This window comes from Pseudomonas sp. B34(2017) (assembly GCF_002112915.1).
Classification (GTDB): Bacteria; Pseudomonadota; Gammaproteobacteria; order Pseudomonadales; family Pseudomonadaceae; genus Aquipseudomonas; species Aquipseudomonas pharyngis.
In genome coordinates, this window is sequence record NZ_NEJA01000007.1 from 66,478 (window position 1) to 90,703 (window position 24,226).

Consider the following 24,226-nt stretch of genomic DNA (forward strand, 5'->3'; position numbering starts at 1 on the left):
GCGCGATTTTCGCCGAGGCAGGATCCCCATCCTGTTCCCGGTTTACTGCTGGGTGCCGCGATGACGATAATTCTTACATTATTCAGATTCGAAAAAATATAGACAAGAAACAAACCTGTCAAAGGTCGAAAGTGAACCGCCAGTCACAAATAAACTATCAGTCACGTGAATGATCCTGCGGGTCACCCGGCCTGCGCGGTTGTTACTGGCCTGCAAACCCCGGGAAACGTGGCGCGTGGTAGAGCCTTTTGCCCAACGATGGCCTAAAATCCGCCGCAGGATTTTTTGCCACTGCCGAGCCCGGAGCTGCCATGACCCCTGCGTTGGACTTGTTGAAAAAAGTTCGTGCCGAACATCGCGTGCACAGTTACGAACATGACCCGAAGGCCGCGTCGTACGGCCTGGAGGCCGCGGAGAAACTGGGGCTCGATCCGGCGCAGGTGTTCAAGACGCTGCTGGCAGCCAGTGAGAAGGGAGAGTTGCTGGTGGCGGTGGTGCCGGTCGTCGGAAGTCTCGACCTCAAGGGGCTTGCCCACGCCGCCGGCGTGAAAAAAGTCGAAATGGCCGACCCGGCCGCCGCGCAACGCTCCACCGGTTACCTGCTGGGCGGCATCAGCCCGCTGGGGCAGAAAAAACGCCTGCGTACCTTCATCGATAATTCGGCCCAGCCTTTTGCGAGCATTTATGTCAGCGCCGGTCGGCGCGGGCTGGAAGTGGAGCTGGCGCCGGCGGTTTTGGCAGAGCACACCCAGGCGAAATTTGCCGACATCGGTCGCCCTTGATGTCTGTATGAAGAAAATTGGCCGGCACTGTCACTGGCGCGGATCCGGCCGGCGCTGCATGCTCGTTCGACTGACACAGGGAGAAGGTTATGCAGCTCGAGTTTCATCAGGTCGACGCGTTCAGTGATCGGCCGTTCAGTGGCAATCCGGCAATGGTCTATCGGCTCGACGCGTGGCTCGCGGACGACCTGATGCAGAAGATCGCCGCCGAGCACAATCTGGCGGAAACCGCGTTTCTGGTGCGCGAGGGGCAGGCATGGCACATCCGCTGGTTCACGCCGACCACCGAGGTGCCGCTGTGTGGTCATGCGACCCTGGCCAGCGCCTACGTGCTGTTCGAGATCTATAAGGAAAACGCCGAGCGTCTGGACTTCACCTGCAAGTCCGGGTCGTTAAGCGTCAGCCGCGAAGGCGGCCGGTTGTGGCTGGATTTCCCGGCCATCGAAGCGGTTGAGAAAGGTGTCACCGTGGAGATCGAGCGGGCGCTGAATGTTCAGGCGGTGGACGTTCTGAGTTCCAACGAGCTGTTTGTGGTGCTGGAGTCCGAGCAGGCGGTGCTCGATTGCCAGCCGGACATGGTCGCCCTCGCCAAGCTGCCGTGGTTGGGTGCGATCGTCACCGCCCGGGGCAATCAGCATGATTTTGTCTCGCGCTATTTCGCTCCGGCCATCGGTATCAATGAGGACCCGGTGACCGGTTCGACCCACTGCAGCCTGATTCCGTACTGGTCGAAACGTCTGGGCAAATCCAGCCTCACTGCATGCCAGCGCTCGGCGCGGGGCGGCGAGCTGTTTTGTCGGTTGGAAGGCGAGCGGGTGAAGATCGGCGGCAATGCGACGCTGGTGGCCAGCGGCACATTGATGCTGGGCTGAGAGCAAAAAATAAGGGAGCCATCAGGCTCCCTCGTTGTTTGTGTGCAGATCAGTGCGCAGTACTGTAACGGCGAACGCCGTTTTCCAGCGCCGGAATCTGCGCAGCGGTGCTGCCGGAAGCCTGGAACAGCACCAGATGTTCCGCCGCCACACGAATCCCGACATCCGCTCCCACCTGATGATCGGCGTGGCTCGGGAAGATCGATTCCAGCTGTGCGCCGGTCGGCAGTTGCAGGCGATACAGGGTCGAAGCGCCGAGGAAGGTCTTGCCGACGATCCGCGCTTTCAGCGAACTGTCCGGCGCGTAAACGATGTCGTCCGGACGCAGCAGCACATCCACCGCGCCACCGATCGGCCAGGTGTAGGCGCGATTGCCGCGCAGTTCACCGAGTTCGGTCTGCACCGACTCCGGGCTGCCGAGCTGGCCGCGAATGAAGTAACCCTGACCGATAAAACTGGCCACGTACGGTGTCGCCGGCTCGTGATAGAGGTTGTACGGCGTGTCCCACTGCTCCAGCCGGCCTTCCTTGAATACACCGACGTGATCGCTGACGGCGAAGGCTTCTTCCTGATCGTGAGTCACCAGAATTGCACTGGTGCCACGGGTCTTGAGGATGTCGCGCACTTCGTGGCTGAGCTTGCGGCGCAACTCGCCATCGAGGTTGGAGAACGGCTCGTCGAGCAACAACAGTTGCGGCTCCGGCGCCAGGGCGCGGGCGAGGGCGACACGTTGTTGCTGGCCGCCCGACAGCTCATGGGGGAAGCGTTTGCCGAGGTTCTTCAGGTTGACCAGTTCCAGCAGCTCCTCGGTCACGCGCTCCTTGTTCGGGTGTTTGCGGATACCGAAGGCGATGTTGTCCGCGACACTCAGGTGCGGGAACAGCGCGTAGTCCTGGAACACCATGCCGATCCGGCGTTTTTCCGGGGCGAGGGTAAAACCGGCGCTGGAGATGACCTCACCGCCGAGAGAAATTTCCCCTTCGTGCACCGGTTCGAAACCGGCAATCGCACGCAGGGTGGTGGTCTTGCCGCAGCCGGAGGAGCCAAGCAGGCAGCCGATGTCACCGGCGTTGAGGTGCAGATTGAGGTTCTGCACCACACGTTGATCTTGATAGCCGCAAGCGAGGTTGCGCAGGTTCAGCAGTAATTCATGACTCATGCGTGGTGATATGCCGGTTCGACAAGGAACTCGAGCAGGGCCTTCTGTGCGTGGAGACGGTTTTCTGCCTGATCCCAGGCGACGGAGCGCGGGTCATCGAGCAGGTCGAGGCTGATTTCCTCACCGCGGTGAGCGGGCAGGCAGTGCATGAATAGCACGTCATCGGCTGCCAGGTCGAGCAGGGCACGGTTGACCTGAAACGGCGCAAACAGCTTCAGGCGCTTGGCGGTCTCCTCTTCCTGGCCCATGGAGGTCCAGACATCGGTGCTGACCAGGTGCGCGCCGCGCACGGCGTCTTTCGGGTCGCGGACGATGGTCACGCGGTCACCGGCCTTGGCCACGAATTCAGGATTCGGCTCATAGCCTTCAGGGCAGGCCACGCGCAACTGGAAGTCGAACTGGATCGCCGCTTCTATATAGCTGTTGCACATGTTGTTGCCGTCGCCGATCCAGGCCACAGTCTTGCCCTGGATCGAGCCGCGGTGTTCGAGGAACGTCTGCATGTCGGCCAGCAACTGACACGGATGCAGGTCATCGGACAGGCCGTTGATCACCGGCACGCGGGAGTTGGCGGCGAATTCGGTCAGGGTGCTGTGGGCAAAGGTACGGATCATCACCGCGTCGAGCATGCTCGACATGACGATGGCGCAGTCGCCGATCGGCTCGCCACGGCCCAGTTGGGTGTCGCGCGGCGACAGGAAGATCGCCTGGCCGCCGAGCTGGATCATGCCGGCTTCGAAGGAGATGCGTGTGCGGGTCGAGGACTTCTCGAAGATCATCCCCAGGACGCGGTTTTTCAGAGGCTCGAACAGTACGCCGCGGTTACGCAGGTCCTTGAGCTCAACGCCTCGACGGATCACGCTGACCAGCTCTTCGGGCGTGCAATCCATCAGGGAGAGAAAGTGCCTTGCGCTCATCATTGACTACCTTTTTGCTACAAACCGCAGATGCTCAAAGCCTTGTTTATCGGAACAACGGGCGAGACCTGCGGCGTAAGCCGCACGGGGGCGACGAAATAGGGGAAGGCGCGATATTGACACTAAATGTCGCGTTTTTCCAATAGGCTACGGTTTTTGCAGAAATGCGCCGGGATGTCAGCAGTGCGAACACTGTGATTTCCGGTCAGTTTTCGAGAGGGCAGCGAGGTATTTGTACACTGGCCCCACCGGGCTTGGCAATCCGGCGCGGCGGGGATGGCAGCGCTCTGGTCGGTTTGCGACCGGTGAGGCACCGGTTCGCTTGGTCGGATGCGCAGGTTGAAACATTTGCTAAAGCAAAGTGCTGGGTTATAAATAAATCACGAGCGACGCAGGAAGCCTCCGCATGGAATCGAAAGAAAAACTGTTAATGGAACTGCTGGGCCACACGGCACGCTCATTGACCCACCTCACCGCCTCGATGACCTCGATGTCCTTCGAACTGATGCGCAGCGAAGACGACGTGGTCAAGGCCGCCAGTCGACAGATGATCGACCGTATGGCGACCATCAGCGCCGGGCTCGACGAGCATTGGCGACTGATCGGCGAACTCACCGGCGTCCACATCGCCCACGAGCAGATAGAGACCATCCAGGAAATCCAGCTGGCCGCACCGCCACAGCTTCCGGCGAACTGACGCGGGTCTATCGGCCGGCCTGATGGCCGCCGATTCACAAGACGAACGTCGCTGGCGCTGCATCGGGCTGCGGGCCATAGTTTTGTTCCCGCAGGCGTGATTGCCTGCCCAGAACAAGACAGAGACTGGCCATGACCAAGACTCTCCATCACCGTGCCTGCCACCTGTGTGAAGCCATCTGCGGCTTGACCATCGAAACCACCGAAACTGACGGTCAGGTGCAAATCACCTCGATCAAGGGCGATGCTCAGGACACGTTCAGTCGTGGGCACATCTGCCCCAAGGCCGTGGCGCTGCAAGACATCCAGAACGATCCGGATCGCCTGCGCCAGCCGATGCGCCGGGTCGGCAGCGAATGGTTGCCCATCGAGTGGGACGAAGCGTTCGAGCTGGTCGCCGAAAAACTCTCGGCGATTCAGGAGCGTCATGGGCAGAACGCGGTCGCCGTGTATCAGGGCAATCCCAGCGTGCATAACTACGGGCTGATGACCCACAGCAATTACTTCCTCGGTCTGTTGAAAACCCGCAACCGCTATTCGGCGACGTCGGTCGATCAGCTGCCCCATCACCTGACCAGCTACCTGATGTACGGCCACGGCCTGCTGCTGCCGATTCCGGACATTGATCACACCGATTTCATGCTGATCCTGGGCGGCAATCCGCTGGCATCCAATGGCAGCATCATGACCGTGCCGGATGTCGAGAAGCGTCTGAAGGCGATTCAGGCCCGGGGCGGCAAAGTGGTGGTGATCGATCCTCGGCGCAGCGAGACGGCGGCGATGGCTGATCAGCATCTGTTCGTGCGTCCGGGTGGCGACGCGGCGTTGCTGTTTGGTGTGCTCAATACTCTTTTCGCCGAGGGCCTGACTTCGGACAGTCATCTGCCGGTGGACGGTATGGACGAAGTCCGCGCGGCGGTAGCGGGTTTCACCGCCGAAGCCATGAGCCCGTTGTGCGCCGTTCCCGCCGAACAGATCCGCCAACTGGCCCGGGACTTCGCCGCCGCGCCAAGCGCTGTTTGTTATGGCCGGATGGGTGTTTCCACTCAGGCCTTTGGCACGCTGTGCCATTGGGTTGTGCAGTTGATCAATCTGGTCACCGGCAACCTGGACCGCGTCGGCGGTGCCTTGTGCACCGAGCCTGCGGTGGATCTGGTGGCGTCGACTTCGGGCGGGCACTTCAATAAATGGCAGAGCCGCGTGTCCGGGCGTCCTGAATACGGCGGCGAGTTGCCGGTCTCGGCGCTGGCCGAAGAGATGCTCACCGAAGGCGAGGGGCAGATTCGCGCGTTGATCACCGTGGCCGGTAACCCGGTGTTGTCCACGCCCAATGGCCGGCAGCTGGAGCAGGCCCTGGACGGGCTGGAGTTCATGGTCAGCGTCGACCTGTATATCAACGAAACCACCCGTTACGCCGACCTGATCCTGCCGTCGACTTCGGCGCTGGAAAACGATCACTACGACACCACCTTCAACCTGTTCGCCGTGCGCAACGTCAGCCGTTTCAACCGGGCAATCCTCGCCAAACCCGAGGGGGCACTGCACGACTGGGAGATCTTCGTCGGCCTGGCCAAGGCCTTTGCCGCGAAGACCGGCAAGGAGCTGAAACCGACGATGCCGCCGGCGAAGATGATCGATATGGGATTGCGCATGGGCGCCTATGGCGATGCGTCGGAGTACAAATTGTCGCTGGCGACGCTGTTTGATCATCCGCACGGCGTTGATCTGGGAGCACTGAAGCCCAACCTGACACCGCGATTGAAGACCGCCAATCAACGAGTTCAGGCGGCGCCGCCGGAAATCCTCGCCGACCTGGCGCGCTTCGCCGCGTTGCAGGCGCCGGCCGCCGATGAGCTGTTGATGATCGGCCGCCGTCATGTGCGCAGCAACAATTCGTGGATGCACAATTACCATCGATTGGTGAAGGGCAAGCCGCGTCATCAGTTGCTGATGAACCCGGCCGATCTCGCCAGTCGCGGGCTAAGTGACGGGCAGCTCGTGCGGGTCAGTTCACGGGTCGGGCAGATCGAGGTCGAGGTGCTGGGCAGTGCCGACATGATGAAAGGCGTGGTCAGCCTGCCGCACGGATGGGGCCACGCCCGTCCGGGTGTGCAGATGGCGATTGCCAGCGGCCAACCCGGCTCCAGCGCCAATGACCTGACCGATGAATGCCAGCTCGACGAGCTGTCAGGCAATGCGGCGCTCAATGGTGTGCCGGTGACGGTGGCGGCGGCTTGAGCAAGTCTGTCGGGGAGACCGAGCAGGGCGCTCGGGATTCCGTTACAATGCGCCACCGTGCCGACCCATGAGTCGGAAAGTTCAGCCGAGGTGCTCCATGGATATCATCGAAACGATTAAAGAGCAGATTGCCAACAACACCATTCTGCTTTACATGAAAGGCTCGCCGAATGCCCCGCAGTGTGGCTTCTCCGCGAAAGCTGCGCAGGCTGTGATGGGCTGTGGCGAGAAGTTCGCCTACGTCGACATCCTGCAGAACCCGGAAATCCGCGCCAACCTGCCGAAGTACGCCAACTGGCCGACTTTCCCGCAGCTGTGGGTAGCCGGTGAACTGGTCGGCGGCAGCGACATCATGGCTGAAATGTTCGCCAACGGTGAGCTGCAGACTCTGGTCAAGGAAGCATCCGCCAAGGCTGCTGCGGCCAAGTCCGAAGCCTGATTGGCTTCTGCCCGGATTTCGGCGAGTCTGAAGTCCGGGCAATAAAAAGCCCCGCCTCTCGAAAGAGGGCGGGGCTTTTTAGTGTCTCGAGTTTAGCGCTGGCTGATTACTCGTCTTCGCCCATCTGCGATTGCAGATAGTTCTCAAGACCTACTTTATCGATCAGGCCCAGTTGGGTTTCCAGCCAGTCGATGTGTTCCTCTTCGGATTCGAGGATGTCTTCGAGCAGTTCGCGGCTGCCGAAGTCACCGACGGATTCGCAGTGGGCGATGGCGGCCTTGAGGTCGGCATGGCCGGTCTTCTCGATACGCAGGTCGCACTCCAGCATTTCCTTGGTGTGCTCGCCGATGTGCAGCTTGCCCAGATCCTGCACGTTCGGCAGGCCTTCAAGGAACAGGATGCGCTTGATCAGCTTGTCCGCGTGCTTCATCTCGTCGATGGATTCGTGGTACTCGTGTTTGCCGAGCTTGTTCAGGCCCCAATCTTCATACATGCGTGCATGCAGGAAGTACTGATTGATCGCGACCAGCTCATTGGCAAGGATCTTGTTGAGATGCTGGATGACTGTTACGTCGCCTTTCATGATGGGAGTCCTGCCCTAAGTAACGGTATATAAGGCAGAGTTTGAGCTTGGTATTTATAAGTGTCAAACCTAAGTTATTGAATAATAAATGAAAATTAATCGGAATAAGAATGTTTGTGTTCCGCGTCTGGGCGCTAAGCAATTGATTTTCAGGCATAAAAAAACCGGACATAAGTCCGGTTCTTCAAATTCGGGATAATTACGCGGCTGTAAATTCTGCCGGGTAGGGGATCGCAGCCTGGGCGGTTTGCAGCTTGGTCAGGGTTTCGCGAACCACTTCCTTCGCCAGGCACGCGCATTTGCCGCATTGGCTGGCGACGCCGGTGGCCTGACGGACTTCTTTATAGCTGCAGCAACCTTCATAGATCGCTTCGCGGATTTGTCCGTCGGTGACGCCAGTGCAGAGGCAAACATACATAAGTGAGAACCGTCGCTGGTTGTGACTCAATTGCGATGGATCTTAATGTTAACGAGAATGATTGTCAAAGTGCTTTCCGAAGGGTTTTCATCGCCAACGGCTGTGACTGACGAACGGTGGTACATGGCTGAATGCCAGCCGGGATTTCGCGAAAAACCTTTAAGGACAGTCGAAAAACGCAGTGTATGATGGTCGGCCCTTGCGAAGGGGGTTCGTGTCACAGGGCTGTCGCCTGAGGGTGGCAGGCTGGCCCGAACCCTGAACTTCAAGTTTCTACACCAGGAGATATCAATGAGCGTACTCGTAGGCAAACAAGCCCCTGACTTCACCGTCCCGGCCGTACTCGGCAATGGCGAGATCGTTGACAGCTTCACCCTGTCCTCGGCCATCAAAGGCAAATACGGCCTGGTGTTCTTCTACCCGCTGGACTTCACCTTCGTCTGCCCGTCCGAGCTGATTGCTCTGGACAACCGCATGGCCGACTTCAAGGCTCGCAACGTTGAAGTGATTGCCGTGTCGATCGACTCGCACTTCACCCACAACGCCTGGCGCAACACCCCGGTCAACAATGGCGGCATCGGTCAGGTGAAATACACCATGGCTGCCGACATGAAGCACGACATCGCCAAGGCCTACGACGTTGAGTCCGAAGGCGGCGTGGCTTTCCGTGGCGCGTTCCTGATCGACGACAAAGGCGTTGTCCGCTCGCAGATCGTCAATGACCTGCCGCTGGGCCGTAACATGGAAGAGCTGATCCGTCTGGTTGACGCGCTGCAATTCCACGAAGAGCACGGCGAAGTCTGCCCTGCCAACTGGAAAAAAGGCGACAAAGGCATGAACGCTTCGCCAGAAGGCGTTGCGGCTTACCTGACCGAGAACGCTGCTGCCCTGTAAGGCGCAACGTCGAGGTACAAAAAAACCGGCTCTTGAGCCGGTTTTTTCATGTGCGGGATTCAACCCGGCGACCCTCAGTCGTCGAAGTCTTCCCAGCCGCCCATCTGTTTCCAGCGGTTGACGATGCCGCAGAACAGCTCGGCCGTCTTCTCGGTGTCGTAACGCGCGGAGTGCGCTTCACGGCCGTCGAAGTCGATGTCGGCGGCCTGACAGGCCTTGGCCAATACGGTTTGACCGTAGGCCAGGCCGGCGAGGGTTGCGGTGTCGAAGCTGGAGAACGGGTGGAACGGATTGCGCTTCATGTCCAGCCGCGCGACGGCCGCGTTGAGGAAGCCCAGATCGAAGCTGCTGTTGTGGCCGACCAGAATCGCCCGTTTGCAGCCGTTGGCCTTCAAGGCCTTGCGCACGCCACGGAAGATGTCGGTCAGCGCCGTTTCTTCGCTGACGGCCATGCGCAACGGGTGATCGAGCTTGATCCCGGTGAACTCCAGTGCCGCCGCTTCAACGTTGGCGCCTTCGAACGGCTCGACGCGGAAGAAGTAGGTGTGATCCGGGTAGACGAAACCCTTTTCATCCATGGCGATGGTGGTCGCGGCAATCTCCAGCAGAGCGTCGGTGGCCGAGTTGAAGCCACCGGTTTCTACGTCGACGACAACCGGCAGGTAGCCGCGAAAGCGTGCTGCCATTGGGTGGCGCGAACCGCCGCCACCTTGACCGTCCAGTTCGTCGTCGAAATGGTCTTCACTCACGCGTGTTCCTCCAGCAGGCGCCAGCGCAGTTTTTCACCGGCGCGCAGCGGGATAACGGTCAGCTCGCCGAAAGGCAGGCTGGTCGGGGCGGTCCATTCGTCACGAACCAGGGTGATGCGATCGGTGTTCGCCGGCAGGCCATAGAAACGCGGGCCGTTGAGGCTGGCGAAGGCTTCGAGCTTGTCCAGCGCATTGCGCTGTTCGAAGGCTTCGGCATACAGCTCGATGGCGGCGTACGCGGTGTAGCAGCCGGCGCAGCCGCAGGCGGCTTCCTTGGCGTGCTGGGCGTGCGGTGCCGAGTCGGTACCGAGGAAGAACTTCGCGCTGCCGCTGGTGGCGGCGTCGAGCAGGGCTTCCTGGTGCGTATTGCGCTTGAGGATCGGCAGGCAATAGAAGTGCGGCCGAATCCCGCCCACCAGCATGTGGTTGCGGTTGTACAGCAGGTGATGCGCGGTGATGGTCGCGCCGACGTTGGCCGAAGCCTCGTTGACGAACTGCACGGCGTCGCCGGTGGTGATGTGTTCGAACACCACTTTCAGCGTCGGGAAACGCTCGACCACGCGACGCATGTGCTCATCGATGAAGATTTTCTCGCGGTCGAACACGTCGACGTCGCCACGGGTGACTTCGCCGTGGATCAACAGCGGCATGCCGACTTCGGCCATGGCTTCCAGCGCCGGGAAAATCTTGTCGATGCTGGTGACCCCGGAATCGGAGTTGGTGGTGGCGCCGGCCGGATAAAGCTTGGCGGCGTGCACGAAACCGCTGGCCTTGGCCTCACGGATTTCTTCGGGCTGGGTGCGGTCGGTGAGGTACAGCACCATCAGCGGCTCGAAACGACTGCCGGCCGGGCGGGCAGCGAGAATCCGCTGGCGATAGCCGTCGGCTTCAGCGGCGTTGCGCACCGGAGGTACCAGGTTGGGCATGATGATGGCGCGACCAAAGGTGCGCGCGACATCCGCAACGGTATTGGTCAACACGGCACCATCGCGAAGATGAATGTGCCAGTCGTCGGGACGCAGCAGGGTCAGGCGGTCGGACATGAGGGGATTCCAGGCGGGTCAAACTGAGGCGAATGCTACCGGAAAAGACTCTTGCAGGCACTCGCTATCAAGTTTTGCGACGAGCGTCCGATATCCCATAGGTATGCCGTAAAGATGTATGTCTCGGTCTTTTTCGTTGTAGAAGCCAATGGAGCCTCCCGTGCGCCAGCGATATTTAGCCTTGCTCAGTGTGTTTGCCAGCCTTCCCGCGATGGCACTGACTTACCAGACCCGTCTGGAGAACATTGAGTGGACGGTCGAGGGCGACAAGTTCGAGTGCCGTCTGACGCAGCCGATCACCGACTTCGGCTCGGGGCAATTCGTGCGCAAGGCCGGCGAGCAGGCGACCTTTCGCCTGAACGCCTACAACGCCATGCTTGGCGGCGGTTCGGCGACCTTGCTGGCGGCGGCTGCGCCGTGGCAGCCGGGTCGTGGCGATATCAATCTGGGCACGGTTCGACTGGGCAGCGGCAACGTGCTGTTCAACAGTTCTCAATCCCAGGCCGGGCAACTGATCAGCGGTTTGATGGACGGTCGCAGCCCCGTGGTGCGCCGGGCCTCGGGCGATGGTCGGGTGTCTGAAGTGCGCCTGCTGCCGGTCAAGTTCAGCAAGGCTTTTAATGACTACCAGACCTGCGTGGCGAAACTGCTCCCGCAGAATTTCGATCAGGTCAAACAATCGCAAATTGGTTTCCCCGGCGAAGGCATCGAACTGGACGCCGCCGCCAAGGCCAAGCTGCAAGTGATGCTCGAGTACATGAAGGCCGATCCGACGGTCAATCACATCGAACTCGATGGCCACTCCGATAACAGCGGCAATCGCCTGACCAATCGTGAATTGTCGCGCCGCCGTGCGCTGGCCGTGGTTGATTTCTTCAAGGCCAATGGCATTCAGGAATCGCAGATCACCGTGCGTTTCCATGGTGAGCGCTACCCGTTGGTGCCGAACACCAATGCCGCCAACCGGGCCAAGAACCGCCGGGTCAACGTGCACCTGGCGCGAGTGGCACCGACCACTGCTCCGGCGCCCCAGGCCAGCACGCCTGCCAACACGGCGGCGACTTCCTGACCTTCCGGTCATCGTCGCCCTCTCGACAGATTCTGTCGCTTTGTCGTCTTAAGCTGTCGCGCCTCTGTAAATTATCGCGTTTGAGCGGTAGACTCCTCGGCTTTCCGTAGAACCCCGTGGAGTGATGGCATGGCGGACGTAAACAAGGTCGTTCTGGCGTATTCCGGCGGCCTGGACACTTCGGTGATCCTCAAGTGGCTGCAGGATACTTATAACTGTGAAGTCGTGACCTTCACCGCTGACCTGGGTCAGGGCGAAGAGGTCGAGCCGGCTCGCGCCAAGGCGCAGGCCATGGGCGTCAAAGAAATCTACATCGACGACCTGCGCGAAGAATTCGTGCGTGACTTCGTGTTCCCGATGTTCCGCGCCAACACCGTTTACGAAGGCGAGTACCTGCTGGGTACTTCCATCGCGCGTCCGCTGATCGCCAAGCGTCTGATCGAAATCGCCAACGAAACCGGCGCCGACGCCATTTCCCACGGCGCCACCGGCAAAGGCAACGACCAGGTGCGTTTCGAACTGGGTGCCTATGCACTCAAGCCAGGCGTGAAAGTAATTGCTCCATGGCGCGAGTGGGACCTGCTGTCCCGCGAGAAGCTGATGGACTACGCCGAGAAGCACGCGATCCCGATCGAGCGTCACGGCAAGAAGAAATCCCCGTACTCGATGGACGCCAACCTGCTGCACATCTCCTATGAAGGCGGCGTGCTGGAAGACACCTGGACCGAGCACGAAGAAGACATGTGGCGCTGGACCGTCTCCCCGGAGAAGGCTCCTGACACTCCGCAATACCTGGAACTGACCTACCGCAACGGCGACATCGTCGCGCTGGACGGCGTCGAAATGACCCCGGCCACCGTACTGGCGACCCTGAACAAGATCGGTGGCGAGCACGGCATCGGCCGTCTCGACATCGTCGAGAACCGTTACGTCGGCATGAAGTCCCGTGGCTGCTACGAAACCCCGGGCGGCACCATCATGCTGCGCGCTCACCGCGCCATCGAATCGATCACCCTGGACCGCGAAGTCGCTCACCTCAAAGACGAGCTGATGCCGAAATACGCCAGCCTGATCTACACCGGCTACTGGTGGAGCCCTGAGCGTCTGATGTTGCAACAGATGATCGACGCTTCCCAGGTCAACGTGAACGGCGTTGTGCGCCTCAAGCTGTACAAGGGCAACGTGATCGTGACCGGCCGCAAGTCCGACGATTCGCTGTTCGACGCCAACATTGCGACCTTCGAAGAAGATGGCGGCGCCTACAACCAGGCCGATGCGGCGGGCTTCATCAAGCTCAACGCATTGCGCATGCGCATCGCAGCCAACAAGGGCCGCAAGCTGTTCTGAGTCATTCGGTCCGGATGTGAAACAAAGGCCTTGTCGTAAGACAAGGCCTTTGTGTTTCTGGGTACTCCCTTCTTCAAACTGATCCGGATAAATATTATCGCTGCTTTTGCTGTGCCCGCTTCCTGCGGCGCGTTCAAACCTTTTCCACCTGGATCATGCTCATTGAATCCACGTCGTAAGAAATGCAGTAGGTAGTTCCGGCGCCTTTCTTTCCCTGTTTAAACGATTTGAAGACGTCTTCTGTTAATGGAGTGTCCGGTATCGAGTGGATCAGGAACAGGAATATTCTGAGTGAATGCTTGGAGGGGGGCGGGATTTTTTCCAATAGCGCGGCTATGTCAAGTTCGACATTTCCTCCCCTGATATCCAAGATATATAGCGTAGTGAACGACTTGTGTATTTTTACTGTGTGTAATTCTATACCGGGCTGTGTGGTTGTTCCCTGCAAGTGGGATGAAGTTTCCTCGAATGCCTTTAAAAAATTGTTGTCGTTTTCAAAGTCTGATGGTGCATAAAGGGAGCGATAGTTGAAGTTAAGAGTTATGAAGAACAGGAACGCCAGGAAGAAAGGAAAGCTGATCAGAAGCCAGATGTAGATCTTCCGCTCTTCGTTATCGAGAAAGGGCAGGGAGACCGCTGCCGAGGTCTCGGTTATCAATGCAAATATGGCAATGACGCTTATAGGGTTGGTGATCTTTCTTTTGGTTTTTAACATGTGTTCTACTCATGAAGTTGCTGTTCTCGTCGTGGGGGTTTCTAGTGGTTTGTATAGCTGGGTGTTAGATTGATGATGCTGCGCTAGTTAGCTGGTGTTTATCTGAAATATGGTTAAATTAATACAGGTATGTTGTTTCAGGTTTTTATTTTTTTGGTGGGTTGTTTTTGATAGCTTGTCAAAGTGTTGTCACGTTGCGAACGGTGGGTGCGGGCTTTAGGTTCTCACCAGGCTGTAATTTTTTCCGGTGGTCCTTTTCTGTAGGAATAATCTTTATTGGCTGTAGGAGGTGTCTTTTGATGCCGGTGTGAATGAACTTCTCCATGCCATGAGTGAAATGACTGCGTTATTGTGCCGGTTCTAAAAATTCGAACAGCGAAACTGGACTTGCCCATGAATAAAGTGCTGATCGTGGATGATCACCCCGTCATTCGTCTTGCGGTGCGTATGCTGATGGAACGTCATGGCTACGAAGTCATTGCAGAAACCGACAATGGAGTGGATGCATTACAACTTGCCCGTGATCAGATGCCGGATATCGTAATACTGGATATCGGCATACCGAAACTGGATGGACTGGAAGTCATTGCGCGCCTTACGACAAGCGCGATGCCGTTGAAAGTACTTGTGCTGACATCCCAGTCGCCTGGGCACTTTTCCATGCGCTGCATGCAGTCGGGGGCGGCGGGTTATGTTTGCAAACAACAGGACCTGACAGAGTTGTTGAGCGCCATCAAGGCGGTTCTGTCCGGATACAGTTACTTTCCGAACCAGGCGTTGCATACCGTGCGGACCAGCCTGGGAAATGCCAGCGAGGCCGATATGGTCGATCGTCTGTCGGGGCGGGAAATGATGGTTTTGCAGCAACTGGCGCGCGGCAAGACCAACAAGGAAATTGCCGACGGGATGTTCCTCAGTAACAAGACCGTGAGTACCTACAAGACCCGATTGCTTTTAAAGCTCAATGCGCGCTCGCTGGTGGATCTGATCGAACTGGCGCAGCGCAACGGCCTGGTCTGAGGTTTCAGTGGCTGACGGATCATGGGCGGATCAGAATCAGCGAGTAGCAAAAAGAGAAAAGCCTCCGTTTCGGGAGGCTTTCAAATGTCAGAGATCAAAATCGTAATCGGCCAATTGCTTCTGCAACCGGCGCTCCTCAAGCAGGTTGTCGATGGTTCGGCGCTTGCTGAGATTGGTCTTGGCAACTTCAACCACCGGTTCGGCGTCTTCGGCTTCGGCAGCGATGAAATCGTCGTCTACATCCAGTTGTTCTTTGCTGTCAGTCATAAGGTCAACTCCAGGCTAAGACTGCCTTTGGCGCCCCTTATATCGATATTCCAGCAGATGGTAAAAAAGATTTTTTCAATCGATAAATCAATAACTCCAATAGCCGCTCAATCGTCGGAAGTCTTGTGCTTGTACTCGCACAAATCTTCGATCCGACAGCTGCCACAGCGGGGCTTGCGTGCCAGACACACATAGCGTCCGTGAAGAATGAGCCAGTGGTGCGAGTCGAGCAGGTATTCCTTTGGCACGAACTTCATCAGCTTCTTTTCCACCTCGACCACATTTTTTCCCGGTGCAATGCCGGTGCGGTTGCTGACCCGGAAAATGTGGGTGTCAACGGCCATGGTCAACTGTCGGAACGCAGTGTTGAGCACGACATTGGCGGTTTTGCGGCCAACGCCCGGCAAGGCTTCCAGTTCTTCGCGAGTCTGCGGGACTTCGCCATTGTGCAGCTCGACCAGCAGGCGGCAGGTCTCGATCACGTTTTTGGCCTTGCTGTTATAGAGGCCGATGGTCTTGATGTATTCGGACAGACCTTCAACGCCTAACGCGTGAATGGCCGCCGGCGTATTCGCCACCGGGAACAGTTTGGCCGTCGCCTTGTTCACCCCGACGTCAGTCGATTGCGCGGACAGAATCACTGCGATCAACAGTTCGAAAGGCGAAGAATAGGCCAGCTCGGTCTTGGGTTCGGGGTTGTCCTCGTGAAACCGGCGGAAGATCTCCAGACGTTTTGCGGCATTCATGGGTGATGCGTTTCCTCGGGTAGGTCGGCAGGGCGAGCCCAGGCCTGACGGGCAGCCAGTAACAGTCCAAGCAATATGAAGGCGCCGGGAGCCAGCGTTGTGAAATGCAGACCGTCACCGAACAGAATCAAACCTTGCCAGTGTTCCGACAAATGATGGCCGATGCTGCCCTGACCGATCAGCTCACGCAACATCGCAAGCGCAATCATCAGAGCGACGAACAGCCCGCACTGTTTCAGACGTTCACGTACAGGCTGGCGAAAAAATCCATTGTGCTCCAGCACAACGCACTGCAAGCCAATCAACCCGGCATAAAGACTGATCAATTGATGCCACTGCAGCGCACCGCGTTGCAGAACAATATCGGCGCAGCCCGCCAGGGTCGCGGCCAGCACCAGGCTGACCGGCAACAGGCTCTCGCTGCTCAGGCGCGAGCGCAGCGGTGCCATGCACAAACCGTAAACGCCCACGATAACGGTGAACATCAACAGAGTCGCCAGCGCAGCCGCCACGGAGTCGGTGGTGCCGATCAACAGCACCAGCATCATTGAGTTCGACAGAGTCGCTGACGTATTCACGGCGCGCTCCCGAGCAGAGTCGTCCGGTGTTCATCGAAGTAACGCAGGGCATCGTGGATGGCATTGATCGCCGCGCGAGACGTAATGGTTGCGCCCGCGATCTGGTCGAATTGCCCCTGATCCTTCTTCAAGGCCCATCCGGCGTCCGTCGGTTGGTTGCTCGACTTTCCGCCAAAGGTCTGAAGCCAGCTATTTGGCCAGTCACCGATATGCCCACCCAGCGAAGGTGTTTCGTTTTGCTCAAGAGTTTTCACGCCGAGCAATCGGCCTTTGGCGTCGATGGCAATCAGCAACTCGATATTGCCGGCATAACCTTGGGTCTGGCTGCGCAACAGCACCGCTACAGGTTGGCCGCTTTTGCTCGCCCGATAACCGCCCAGCAACAGACTGTGGCTCAGGTTGATGTCGGTCAGCGTCAGAGGTTGTTCAAGCGGCAGATTGTCGTAAGTGTCGACCGGCAGCACGTCCAGCAACTTGCGACTCTCAAGCAGCCGCTGTTCGGCGGCGATCTGCGGCGCGTTGCTGCGCTGCACCAGCCATGTCAAGCCGATACCAAGCGCGCCAATCAACGCCAGTGTGATCAGGCTGCTCGTTCGGTTCATGGCGTCACCTGCGTCTGACGGGCCATCGCGAAGCGCTCCAGCGCCGGCACGCACAGGTTCATCAACAGCACCGCAAACGCCACGCCGTCGGGGTAACCACCCCAGGTGCGAATCACGTACGTCAGCAGCCCCACGCCGATGCCGAACAGCAGGCGGGCGAGCGGACTCTTCGCCCCCGACACCGGTTCAGTGATGATGAAGAACGCCCCGAGCATGGTCGCGCCGCTCAGCAGGTGAAACAGTGGCGAGCCGTGGGAGTCCGATCCCGAACCGTTCCAGCACAACAGGCTGATCACGAACAGGCTGGCGAGCATGCCGACCGGCGCGTGCCAGCCAAACACTCGACGCTGCAACAAAAACAGTCCACCGGCGAGGAACGCCAGATTGATCCATTCAACGCCGTGCCCGCCAAAGCGACCGAATGCCGGATTACCGGCAAACAATTCATCCATGGTCAGGCTTTTATTGATGCGCACACTGTCCAGCGCGGTGGCCTGAACCCAGGCATCCGGCTGGGCGCCAAGATTGAACACCTGGCCAAAAGCCGCCGTCAGCTCCATGCCGTGGGCCGGCCAGTGGGTCATCGGTTGAGGGAACATCACCATGGCCAAGGCGAAGCCGAGCATGGCCGGATTGAACGGGTTTCGGCTCACACCACCGTACAGATGTTTGCCCAGCAGCAGGCCGGAGGCGATGGCCGTGACCGTCAGCCACCACGGGCAATAGGGCGGCAGCGCGATCGCCAGCAGCGTGGCGCTGACCACCGCGCTGCCATCGGTCAAGGTGAATTGCAGCGGTTGCTGGCGCAGATGAGCCACAGCGGCTTCGACACCCAAAGCCGTGACGACGGACAGGACCAGGTTGATCAACACGCCCCAACCGTAAAACCAAAACAGCGCCAGCAACCCCGGCAATGTCGCCAGCAAAACCAGCTTCATTGCCTGTTGCAGGCGTTCGTCTCTGGTTTCAAGGGATGACATGGGCTTGTACCTGCCGCTCTGCTTCTTGCAGGCGGGCGCGGGCCTTTTCGAGGATGTCGGCGGGCGTGCCGTCGCGCCGTTGCAGTTTGTCAAGGTCGGCGCGAGCGTAAGCCAGTTCGGTTTTCAGCTGACGAAGCTGGGCGTCGATCGGACGTTTCTCGACACGCACCAGCTCGGGCGCCGGTTGATCGCTGGTGGCTTCGGCATTGTGCAGCGCCCGTTCGGCGTCATGCAGCGCTTGCTCCAGCGCGGCGATCTCGGCTGGCGTGGCCTCTGCGGTTTGTGCCTTTTTCAGCTCGGCGCGGCGCATCGCCAGCTGGATTTTTGCCCGTTTCAGATCGGCGTCCTTTGCCGGGGCGGCCACGACGGGTGCAGGTGCCGCGTTGCTTTCCAGCTTCGCCAGTGCCTGTTCGGCCGCTTCGAATTGCTGTTGCAGGACGATCAATTGCGATTGCTGATCGAAGGTCGGCGGATGACCGAATGCCTTGAGCGACTTGTTCAATTGCGCCCGGCTCATGGCCACGTCGATCTTGGCTTTTTTCAGCGCAGCATCGGCGGTCGCGGCTTTTTGTGCGCGGACCCGTTCCAGCGCCGCCTGCACCGGATCGAGCGTGGTGGCGGCGACTTCGACCTGGGCCGCGCGCTGCGCCCGGGCTTCGCGTTCGGCCTGCTTCTGCTGTTCTTCGCGTTGCAGGCGAGCGTTGCGCCGTTCGAAGCGCTGGCGGGCGTGATCACGTTTGGCTGCACGAGCCTGTTGTTCTTCAAGGCTGGTGGCCAGGCCACCCACTACCGGCAGCGTGCCCAGCGGCAGTGGATGCATCTCGATGCAGTCGACCGGGCATGGCGCCACGCATAGATCGCAGCCGGTGCATTCGTCGATGATGACCGTGTGCATCAGTTTTGCCGCGCCGACGATGGCGTCGATCGGGCAGGCCTGGATGCACTTGGTGCAGCCGATGCATTCGGCCTCGCGGATATAGGCCACTTGCGGCGGCGCCGAACCGCGACTGATGTCCAGCTCCAGCACCGGGATTTTCAACAGTTCGGCCAGCGCCGCGATGGTTTCGTCGCCACCCGGCGGGCACTTGTTGATCGGCTCGCCGTTGGCGATGCCCTCAGCGTAGGGTTTGCATCCGGGATGGCCGCACTTGCCGCATTGGGTCTGCGGCAGCAAGGCATCGATGCGTTGAATCAGACTCATGTTTTGATCAGTCCACTGAATCCGAGAAAAGCCACGGCCATCAGTCCGGCGCCGATCAACAGGATCGGCAGGCCACGAAAGGGCAGGGGAATATCGTTGTCGGCCGTGCGCTCGCGCAAATCGTTGAACAGGCTCAACACCAGCCAGAAACCCAGACCGGCGCCAAGGCTCAGCGCTGTCGCATGCAACAGACCCGTGTCCGCTTGCGCGTTGATCAGCGTCAGTCCCAGCACTCCGGCATTGCCCAGCAGCAGCGGCCACAAACCATCGAATGGCAGCGCGGGGAGCCAATAAGCCAACAGCTTCAGCAACGGCGTGATCAGCAAGATGCTCAACGGCATAAACACAAACAGGCGCAGGAATTCCAGTTGCAACGGCACCAGCAGCCAATGCCAGAGCACGTAACCCGCCACACCGACAAGCAGCATCAGACACAACGTCGCCAGCCCCAGCGCGTGCACCTGACGGCGTTCGCCCGCCATCAGCGGATCGACGCCCAGCGGCCAGTGCAACACGAAGTTGTTGATCAGCGCAGCACTGAAGAGCGTAAGCACGAGTTCGGTCATGGGTCTGCCGGTGGAAGCGGGCGTGTGTCATTTAAGGTTAGGCATTATCCGGCAGCCGTGAAGGGCGGGCCAGATATGAAAAATCCCACAGGCGCACGGAGCACGCCTGTGGGATTTGTCAGGGCAGAATCTTACTTGATGCGCTGACCCGGTTTGGCGCCGCTGTCCGGGCTCAGCAGGTAAATTTCTTCACCGCCAGGGCCGGCCGCCATCACCATGCCTTCGGAGATGCCGAACTTCATTTTCCGTGGCTTGAGGTTGGCGATCATCATGGTCAGGCGGCCGTCGAGCTTCGACGGATCCGGGTAAGCACTCTTGATCCCCGAGAACACGTTGCGTTGCTCGTCACCGATATCCAATGTCAGGCGCAGCAGCTTGTCTGCCCCTTCAACGTGTTCGGCCTTGACGATCAGCGCGACGCGCAGGTCGACGGCGGCGAAGGTGTCGAAGTCGATTTCCGGCGACAGCGGATCCTTGGCCAGTTCGCCATTGCCGGCAGGCGCGGCGGCGCCGGTGTCGGTCTGGCTGGCGGTCAGGTCTTCTTTCGAGGCGTCGGTCATGGCTTGCACTTTTACCGGGTCGATGCGGGTCATCAACGGCTTGAATTCGTTCAACTGGTGGTTGGCCAGCAGGGTGGTATGGTCGTTCCAGGTCAGCGGGGCGACGTTGAGGAACGCCTCGGCATCGGCGGCCAGCACTGGCAGCACCGGTTTGAGGAAGATCACCAGCTGGCGGAACAGGTTGATCGCCGTGGCGCAGACCGCCTGGACTTCATCCTGCTTGCCTTCCTGCTTGTTCAGCGACCATGGTGCCTTGTCGGCGATCCAGGCGTTGGCGCGGTCGGCCAAAGCCATGGTTTCGCGCATGGCACGGGCGAAGTCGCGGGCCTCATAGGCGTCGGCGATGCTCGGCGCGGCAGCCAGGAAGGCTTCGGTCAGTTCCGGTGCGGCGTTGGTGTCCACCAGCAGACCGGCGTTGCCCTTCTGGATGAAACCGGCGCAACGGCTGGCGATGTTGACGACTTTACCGACCAGGTCGGAGTTGACCTTCTGCACGAAGTCTTCGAGGTTCAGGTCGAGGTCGTCCACGCCACGGCCCAGTTTAGCCGCGTAGTAATAGCGCAGGTATTCCGGCGACAGGTGATCCAGGTAGGTACGGGCCTTGATGAAGGTGCCGCGGGACTTGGACATCTTCTGACCGTTGACGGTCAGGTAGCCGTGCACGTTGATCCCGGTCGGCTTGCGCAAACCCGCACCTTCGAGCATCGCCGGCCAGAACAGGGCGTGGAAGTTGACGATGTCCTTGCCGATGAAGTGGTACAGCTCGGCGGTGGAGTCCTTGCCCCAGAACGCGTCGAAGTCCAGCTCCGGCGTGCGGTTGCACAGGTTCTTGAAGCTGGCCATGTAGCCGATCGGCGCGTCCAGCCACACGTAGAAGTACTTGCCCGGCTCGCCCGGGATCTCGAAACCGAAGTACGGCGCATCGCGGGAGATGTCCCACTGTTGCAGGCCAGCGTCCAGCCATTCGGCGATCTTGTTGGCCACGGCGTCCTGCAGGGTGCCGCTGCGGGTCCAGGCCTGGAGCATTTCCTGGAAGTCCGGCAGCTTGAAGAAGAAGTGCTGGGAATCCTTGAGCACCGGGGTGGCGCCGGAGATGGCCGACTTCGGATCCTTCAGGTCGGTCGGCGCGTAGGTTGCACCGCATTTTTCGCAGTTGTCGCCGTACTGGTCTTCGGTGCCGCATTTCGGGCAGGTGCCCTTGATGAAGCGGTCGGCCAGGAACATTTTCTTTTCCGGGTCGAAATACTGGGTGATCGAACGTTGGGCGATGTGCCCGGCGTCACGCAGTTTCAGGTAGATCTGGCTCGACAGCTCACGGTTTTCTTCGGCGTGAGTGGAGTGGAAATTGTCGAAGTCCACCAGGAACTCGGCAAAGTCGGCGCTGTGTTCAGCCTGGACGTTGGCGATCAGTTGTTCCGGGGTGATGCCTTCCTTTTCCGCGCGCAGCATGATCGCCGAACCGTGGGCGTCGTCGGCGCAGACATAAATGCACTGATTGCCGCGATGCTTCTGGAAGCGCACCCACATATCGGTCTGGATGTATTCCAGCATGTGGCCAAGGTGGATCGAACCGTTGGCGTAGGGCAGGGCGCTGGTGACGAGAATCTTGCGTGGTTCGGACATGTGGGGCTTCGCTACTTGATGAAACGGAGGTCGGCCACTATAAAGCGCCGGGAAAGATATTTCACCTCTGCAAATCGTTGCCGGGCATGCCGTCCGGAGGACAGAAGGGGTAGGATACCCGCCATCTTTTCCCAGTCTTGTTATCGGAGTTGCCCATGAGTGCCGTCACTCGCGCAGCGGTGGAAGCCGTCCTCAGCCAATACACCGACCCTTACCTGAACCAGGATCCGGTCAGCGCCGGTTGCGTGCGCAACATCGAAATCACCGGCGATCGCGTCAGCGTACAGCTGGAAATCGGTTATGCCGCCGGTCTGTTCAAGAGCGGCTGGGCGCAATTGCTGCAACTGGCCATCGAAAACCTCGACGGCGTGGTGACTGCCAAGGTCGAGGTCAACAGCGTGATCGCCGCGCACAAGGCCCAGGCGCAGATTCCGGGGCTGGCCAATGTCAAGAACGTGGTCGCCGTGGCATCGGGCAAGGGCGGGGTGGGCAAATCCACCACCGCCGCCAACCTGGCACTGGCGCTGGCCCGTGAGGGCGCGAAGGTCGGGATTCTCGACGCCGATATCTACGGCCCGAGCCAGGGCATCATGTTCGGCATTCCCGAGGGCACCCGCCCGCAGGTCAAGGATCAGAAATGGTTCGTGCCGCTGCAGGCCCACGGCGTGGAAGTGATGTCGATGGCGTTCCTGACCGACGACAACACGCCGATGGTCTGGCGCGGGCCGATGGTGTCGGGCGCGCTGCTGCAACTGGTCACGCAAACCGCCTGGGGCGACCTGGATTATCTGGTGATCGACATGCCGCCAGGCACCGGCGACATCCAGTTGACCCTGGCGCAGAAAGTGCCGGTGGCTGGCGCCGTGATCGTCACCACACCGCAGGATCTGGCGCTGCTCGACGCACGCAAGGGCGTAGAGATGTTCCGCAAGGTCAACATTCCGGTGCTGGGCGTGGTGGAAAACATGGCCGTGCATATCTGCTCGAACTGCGGTCATGCCGAGCATCTGTTCGGTGAGGGCGGTGGAGAGAAGCTGGCGACCCAGTTCGGCGTCGAGCTGCTGGCTTCGTTGCCGCTGTCGATGCTGATCCGCGAACAGGCCGATGGCGGCAAGCCGACGGTGATTTCCGAGCCGGACAGCCAGATCGCCATGGTCTATCAGGAACTGGCCCGCCACGTCGGCGCGCGGATCGTGTTGCAGGAAGCAGCGTCGCCGGCAATGCCGAACATCACCATCAGCGACGATTGATGCCTGCGGTTTAAACAAAAACGCCCCGGTGCCTGTGCACCGGGGCGTTTTCATTGCGTGGCAGGGGTCAGATACGCAACCCGCCGTCCATCTCCAGAATCCGGCCGGTGTAGTAGTCGTTCTCGAAGATGTACGCCGCCGAATGGGCGATCTCTTCCGGTTTGCCCATGCGCTTGAGCGGAATGCCCGAGGTCATTTTTTCCAGCGCTTCTGGCTTCATGCCCAGGGTCATCTCGGTTTCGATGAAGCCCGGTGCGATGCCCGCCACGCGAATGCCGTAGCGCGCCAGTTCCTTGGCCCAGGTCACGGTCGCCGCAGCGACGCCGGCCTTGGCGGCGGAGTAGTTGGTCTGGCCGACGTTGCCCGCGCGGGAGATCGACGAGATGTTGATGATCGCGCCGCTGTTCTTCAGCTCGACCATTTTCGCCGCCACTTCACGGGTGCAGAGGAACACGCCGGTCAGGTTGACGTCGATCACCGCCTGCCACTGGGCCAGGCTCATCTTGGTCATCTCGCCGTCCTTGACCTTGAGCAGCAGGCCGTCGCGCAGGATCCCGGCGTTGTTGATCAGGCCGTGGATCGCGCCGAAGTCTTCGGCGACCTGGGCAACCATGTGCGTCACCTGCTCTTCGTTGGCGACGTTGCACAGGTAGCTGCGCGCCTCGACACCCTTGGCCTTGCAGGCCGCGACCGCGTCGTCGAGTTTTTCCTGGTTCAGGTCGACCAGCGCCAGCTTCGCGCCCTTGCCCGCGAAATACTCGGCCATCGAGCGGCCCAAGCCTTGGCAACCGCCAGTGATAATGATTACTTTGTCGTTGAGTTGCATTCGCATGCCCCCGAGAGCAGGTCAGAGTGGTCCTTACAGGTAGCCTCTCGATCTGCACCGGCCAGCAGCCTGTTGCACATGAGAAC

The 24,226-nt window shown here is 59.7% G+C and carries 26 protein-coding genes; 10 read left to right on the forward strand and 16 right to left on the reverse strand.

The features are described from left to right. Positions 1-311 precede the first annotated feature (311 nt). Both ybaK and CAF80_RS21945 read left to right on the forward strand, forming a co-directional pair. A complete protein-coding gene (gene ybaK, locus CAF80_RS21940; protein WP_074688473.1) occupies positions 312-782 on the forward strand; it encodes a Cys-tRNA(Pro) deacylase in 471 nt (156 codons plus the stop codon). An 89-nt stretch (positions 783-871) separates the two neighbouring features. Then, on the forward strand, positions 872-1,654 hold the full coding sequence (locus CAF80_RS21945; protein ID WP_074688471.1) for a PhzF family phenazine biosynthesis protein: 783 nt from the start codon (positions 872-874) through the stop codon (positions 1,652-1,654). Positions 1,655-1,703: 49 nt separating this feature from the next. Here the strand turns inward: CAF80_RS21945 and CAF80_RS21950 are convergent, their stop codons facing one another. Further along, on the reverse strand, positions 1,704-2,813 hold the full coding sequence (locus tag CAF80_RS21950; RefSeq protein WP_074688469.1) for an ABC transporter ATP-binding protein: 1,110 nt from the start codon (positions 2,811-2,813) through the stop codon (positions 1,704-1,706). Beyond that, a complete protein-coding gene (gene argF / locus CAF80_RS21955) occupies positions 2,810-3,730 on the reverse strand; it encodes an ornithine carbamoyltransferase (RefSeq protein ID WP_039765834.1) in 921 nt (306 codons plus the stop codon). Before argF ends, CAF80_RS21950 begins: the two co-directional genes overlap by 4 nt. A 406-nt stretch (positions 3,731-4,136) precedes the next feature. On the opposite strand from argF, the gene CAF80_RS21960 reads away from it, so the two are divergent. The 3 genes from CAF80_RS21960 (at position 4,137) to grxD (ending at position 7,103) form a co-directional block, all read left to right on the forward strand. Beyond that, complete coding sequence (locus CAF80_RS21960) at positions 4,137-4,427, forward strand: hypothetical protein (protein WP_039765836.1); 291 nt, start codon at positions 4,137-4,139, stop codon at positions 4,425-4,427. A gap of 131 nt (positions 4,428-4,558) precedes the next feature. Next, positions 4,559-6,664, forward strand: coding sequence for a molybdopterin oxidoreductase family protein (locus tag CAF80_RS21965; protein ID WP_074688467.1), 2,106 nt, complete (start codon positions 4,559-4,561; stop codon positions 6,662-6,664). Between the two features lie 97 nt (positions 6,665-6,761). Then, complete coding sequence (gene grxD, locus CAF80_RS21970) at positions 6,762-7,103, forward strand: Grx4 family monothiol glutaredoxin (RefSeq protein WP_039765841.1); 342 nt, start codon at positions 6,762-6,764, stop codon at positions 7,101-7,103. A gap of 106 nt (positions 7,104-7,209) precedes the next feature. On the opposite strand, the gene bfr is transcribed toward grxD, so the two are convergent. Continuing rightward, a complete protein-coding gene (bfr, locus tag CAF80_RS21975) occupies positions 7,210-7,686 on the reverse strand; it encodes a bacterioferritin (RefSeq protein WP_011335740.1) in 477 nt (158 codons plus the stop codon). Positions 7,687-7,885: 199 nt separating this feature from the next. Further along, positions 7,886-8,104 (reverse strand): bacterioferritin-associated ferredoxin, encoded by a 219-nt coding sequence (locus CAF80_RS21980; RefSeq protein WP_007953193.1) that lies wholly within the window; start codon positions 8,102-8,104, stop codon positions 7,886-7,888. Between the two features lie 291 nt (positions 8,105-8,395). Between CAF80_RS21980 and CAF80_RS21985 the strand changes: the two genes are divergently transcribed. Beyond that, the gene (locus tag CAF80_RS21985) at positions 8,396-8,998 is read left to right on the forward strand and encodes a peroxiredoxin (protein ID WP_007953195.1); all 603 of its coding nucleotides are present in this window, start codon (positions 8,396-8,398) and stop codon (positions 8,996-8,998) included. A 74-nt stretch (positions 8,999-9,072) separates the two neighbouring features. On the opposite strand, the gene rnt is transcribed toward CAF80_RS21985, so the two are convergent. After that, entirely contained in the window at positions 9,073-9,747 is a 675-nt protein-coding gene (gene rnt, locus CAF80_RS21990; protein WP_007953196.1) for a ribonuclease T, read from the reverse strand. After that, positions 9,744-10,790: a dihydroorotase gene (gene pyrC / locus CAF80_RS21995; RefSeq protein WP_039765844.1), complete on the reverse strand. Its 1,047-nt coding sequence runs from the start codon at positions 10,788-10,790 to the stop codon at positions 9,744-9,746. The genes rnt and pyrC overlap by 4 nt, the downstream gene beginning before the upstream one ends. Positions 10,791-10,950: 160 nt before the next feature. Between pyrC and CAF80_RS22000 the strand changes: the two genes are divergently transcribed. Continuing rightward, complete coding sequence (locus tag CAF80_RS22000) at positions 10,951-11,859, forward strand: OmpA family protein (RefSeq protein ID WP_007953200.1); 909 nt, start codon at positions 10,951-10,953, stop codon at positions 11,857-11,859. 129 nt (positions 11,860-11,988) lie between these two features. Further along, a complete protein-coding gene (locus CAF80_RS22005) occupies positions 11,989-13,206 on the forward strand; it encodes an argininosuccinate synthase (protein WP_007953201.1) in 1,218 nt (405 codons plus the stop codon). 133 nt (positions 13,207-13,339) lie between these two features. Here the strand turns inward: CAF80_RS22005 and CAF80_RS22010 are convergent, their stop codons facing one another. Continuing rightward, the gene (locus tag CAF80_RS22010; protein ID WP_039765847.1) at positions 13,340-13,921 is read right to left on the reverse strand and encodes a hypothetical protein; all 582 of its coding nucleotides are present in this window, start codon (positions 13,919-13,921) and stop codon (positions 13,340-13,342) included. Between the two features lie 393 nt (positions 13,922-14,314). Here CAF80_RS22010 and CAF80_RS22015 point away from each other — a divergent pair, with 393 nt between their 5' ends. Further along, on the forward strand, positions 14,315-14,941 hold the full coding sequence (locus tag CAF80_RS22015; RefSeq protein ID WP_007953203.1) for a response regulator transcription factor: 627 nt from the start codon (positions 14,315-14,317) through the stop codon (positions 14,939-14,941). An 87-nt stretch (positions 14,942-15,028) separates the two neighbouring features. Here CAF80_RS22015 and CAF80_RS22020 read toward each other — a convergent pair whose 3' ends face one another. From CAF80_RS22020 to metG, 8 genes are all read right to left on the reverse strand, one after another. Then, entirely contained in the window at positions 15,029-15,208 is a 180-nt protein-coding gene (locus tag CAF80_RS22020) for a PA3496 family putative envelope integrity protein (RefSeq protein ID WP_039765850.1), read from the reverse strand. A gap of 107 nt (positions 15,209-15,315) precedes the next feature. Continuing rightward, positions 15,316-15,954 (reverse strand): endonuclease III, encoded by a 639-nt coding sequence (gene nth, locus CAF80_RS22025; protein WP_039765852.1) that lies wholly within the window; start codon positions 15,952-15,954, stop codon positions 15,316-15,318. Continuing rightward, complete coding sequence (locus tag CAF80_RS22030) at positions 15,951-16,532, reverse strand: Rnf-Nqr domain containing protein (RefSeq protein ID WP_085667934.1); 582 nt, start codon at positions 16,530-16,532, stop codon at positions 15,951-15,953. Before CAF80_RS22030 ends, nth begins: the two co-directional genes overlap by 4 nt. Then, on the reverse strand, positions 16,529-17,134 hold the full coding sequence (locus tag CAF80_RS22035; RefSeq protein WP_085667935.1) for an RnfABCDGE type electron transport complex subunit G: 606 nt from the start codon (positions 17,132-17,134) through the stop codon (positions 16,529-16,531). The genes CAF80_RS22030 and CAF80_RS22035 overlap by 4 nt, the downstream gene beginning before the upstream one ends. Further along, positions 17,131-18,114, reverse strand: a complete 984-nt coding sequence (locus tag CAF80_RS22040) for an RnfABCDGE type electron transport complex subunit D (RefSeq protein ID WP_074688461.1) — start codon at positions 18,112-18,114, stop codon at positions 17,131-17,133. The genes CAF80_RS22035 and CAF80_RS22040 overlap by 4 nt, the downstream gene beginning before the upstream one ends. After that, positions 18,101-19,315: an electron transport complex subunit RsxB gene (rsxB, locus tag CAF80_RS22045; RefSeq protein WP_074688459.1), complete on the reverse strand. Its 1,215-nt coding sequence runs from the start codon at positions 19,313-19,315 to the stop codon at positions 18,101-18,103. The genes CAF80_RS22040 and rsxB overlap by 14 nt, the downstream gene beginning before the upstream one ends. After that, positions 19,312-19,881 (reverse strand): electron transport complex protein RnfA, encoded by a 570-nt coding sequence (locus tag CAF80_RS22050; RefSeq protein ID WP_074688457.1) that lies wholly within the window; start codon positions 19,879-19,881, stop codon positions 19,312-19,314. Before CAF80_RS22050 ends, rsxB begins: the two co-directional genes overlap by 4 nt. Before the next feature lie 131 nt (positions 19,882-20,012). Beyond that, on the reverse strand, positions 20,013-22,064 hold the full coding sequence (metG, locus tag CAF80_RS22055; RefSeq protein WP_039765864.1) for a methionine--tRNA ligase: 2,052 nt from the start codon (positions 22,062-22,064) through the stop codon (positions 20,013-20,015). Positions 22,065-22,219: 155 nt separating this feature from the next. Here metG and apbC point away from each other — a divergent pair, with 155 nt between their 5' ends. Continuing rightward, entirely contained in the window at positions 22,220-23,314 is a 1,095-nt protein-coding gene (gene apbC / locus CAF80_RS22060) for an iron-sulfur cluster carrier protein ApbC (protein WP_064383825.1), read from the forward strand. A gap of 67 nt (positions 23,315-23,381) precedes the next feature. On the opposite strand, the gene CAF80_RS22065 is transcribed toward apbC, so the two are convergent. Beyond that, positions 23,382-24,140 carry an SDR family oxidoreductase gene (locus CAF80_RS22065; RefSeq protein WP_011335726.1) on the reverse strand — a complete coding sequence of 253 codons (759 nt, stop codon included), beginning with the start codon at positions 24,138-24,140 and terminating at the stop codon, positions 23,382-23,384. Positions 24,141-24,226 lie beyond the last annotated feature (86 nt).

What these genes read in the sequence shown, in the direction of transcription:
- rsxB (WP_074688459.1), bottom strand. Translation starts at nt 19,315, where the DNA reads ATGAGTCTGATTCAACGCATCGATGCCTTGCTGCCGCAGACCCAATGC.
- CAF80_RS21980 (WP_007953193.1), bottom strand. Translation starts at nt 8,104, where the DNA reads ATGTATGTTTGCCTCTGCACTGGCGTCACCGACGGACAAATCCGCGAA.
- CAF80_RS22005 (WP_007953201.1), top strand. Translation starts at nt 11,989, where the DNA reads ATGGCGGACGTAAACAAGGTCGTTCTGGCGTATTCCGGCGGCCTGGAC.
- CAF80_RS22020 (WP_039765850.1), bottom strand. Translation starts at nt 15,208, where the DNA reads ATGACTGACAGCAAAGAACAACTGGATGTAGACGACGATTTCATCGCT.
- CAF80_RS22010 (WP_039765847.1), bottom strand. Translation starts at nt 13,921, where the DNA reads ATGTTAAAAACCAAAAGAAAGATCACCAACCCTATAAGCGTCATTGCC.
- metG (WP_039765864.1), bottom strand. Translation starts at nt 22,064, where the DNA reads ATGTCCGAACCACGCAAGATTCTCGTCACCAGCGCCCTGCCCTACGCC.
- bfr (WP_011335740.1), bottom strand. Translation starts at nt 7,686, where the DNA reads ATGAAAGGCGACGTAACAGTCATCCAGCATCTCAACAAGATCCTTGCC.
- pyrC (WP_039765844.1), bottom strand. Translation starts at nt 10,790, where the DNA reads ATGTCCGACCGCCTGACCCTGCTGCGTCCCGACGACTGGCACATTCAT.
- CAF80_RS22035 (WP_085667935.1), bottom strand. Translation starts at nt 17,134, where the DNA reads ATGAACCGAACGAGCAGCCTGATCACACTGGCGTTGATTGGCGCGCTT.
- CAF80_RS21960 (WP_039765836.1), top strand. Translation starts at nt 4,137, where the DNA reads ATGGAATCGAAAGAAAAACTGTTAATGGAACTGCTGGGCCACACGGCA.
- grxD (WP_039765841.1), top strand. Translation starts at nt 6,762, where the DNA reads ATGGATATCATCGAAACGATTAAAGAGCAGATTGCCAACAACACCATT.
- CAF80_RS22040 (WP_074688461.1), bottom strand. Translation starts at nt 18,114, where the DNA reads ATGTCATCCCTTGAAACCAGAGACGAACGCCTGCAACAGGCAATGAAG.
- nth (WP_039765852.1), bottom strand. Translation starts at nt 15,954, where the DNA reads ATGAATGCCGCAAAACGTCTGGAGATCTTCCGCCGGTTTCACGAGGAC.
- argF (WP_039765834.1), bottom strand. Translation starts at nt 3,730, where the DNA reads ATGAGCGCAAGGCACTTTCTCTCCCTGATGGATTGCACGCCCGAAGAG.
- CAF80_RS21945 (WP_074688471.1), top strand. Translation starts at nt 872, where the DNA reads ATGCAGCTCGAGTTTCATCAGGTCGACGCGTTCAGTGATCGGCCGTTC.
- apbC (WP_064383825.1), top strand. Translation starts at nt 22,220, where the DNA reads ATGAGTGCCGTCACTCGCGCAGCGGTGGAAGCCGTCCTCAGCCAATAC.
- CAF80_RS22015 (WP_007953203.1), top strand. Translation starts at nt 14,315, where the DNA reads ATGAATAAAGTGCTGATCGTGGATGATCACCCCGTCATTCGTCTTGCG.
- CAF80_RS21950 (WP_074688469.1), bottom strand. Translation starts at nt 2,813, where the DNA reads ATGAGTCATGAATTACTGCTGAACCTGCGCAACCTCGCTTGCGGCTAT.
- CAF80_RS21965 (WP_074688467.1), top strand. Translation starts at nt 4,559, where the DNA reads ATGACCAAGACTCTCCATCACCGTGCCTGCCACCTGTGTGAAGCCATC.
- CAF80_RS21985 (WP_007953195.1), top strand. Translation starts at nt 8,396, where the DNA reads ATGAGCGTACTCGTAGGCAAACAAGCCCCTGACTTCACCGTCCCGGCC.
- ybaK (WP_074688473.1), top strand. Translation starts at nt 312, where the DNA reads ATGACCCCTGCGTTGGACTTGTTGAAAAAAGTTCGTGCCGAACATCGC.
- CAF80_RS22050 (WP_074688457.1), bottom strand. Translation starts at nt 19,881, where the DNA reads ATGACCGAACTCGTGCTTACGCTCTTCAGTGCTGCGCTGATCAACAAC.
- CAF80_RS22065 (WP_011335726.1), bottom strand. Translation starts at nt 24,140, where the DNA reads ATGCAACTCAACGACAAAGTAATCATTATCACTGGCGGTTGCCAAGGC.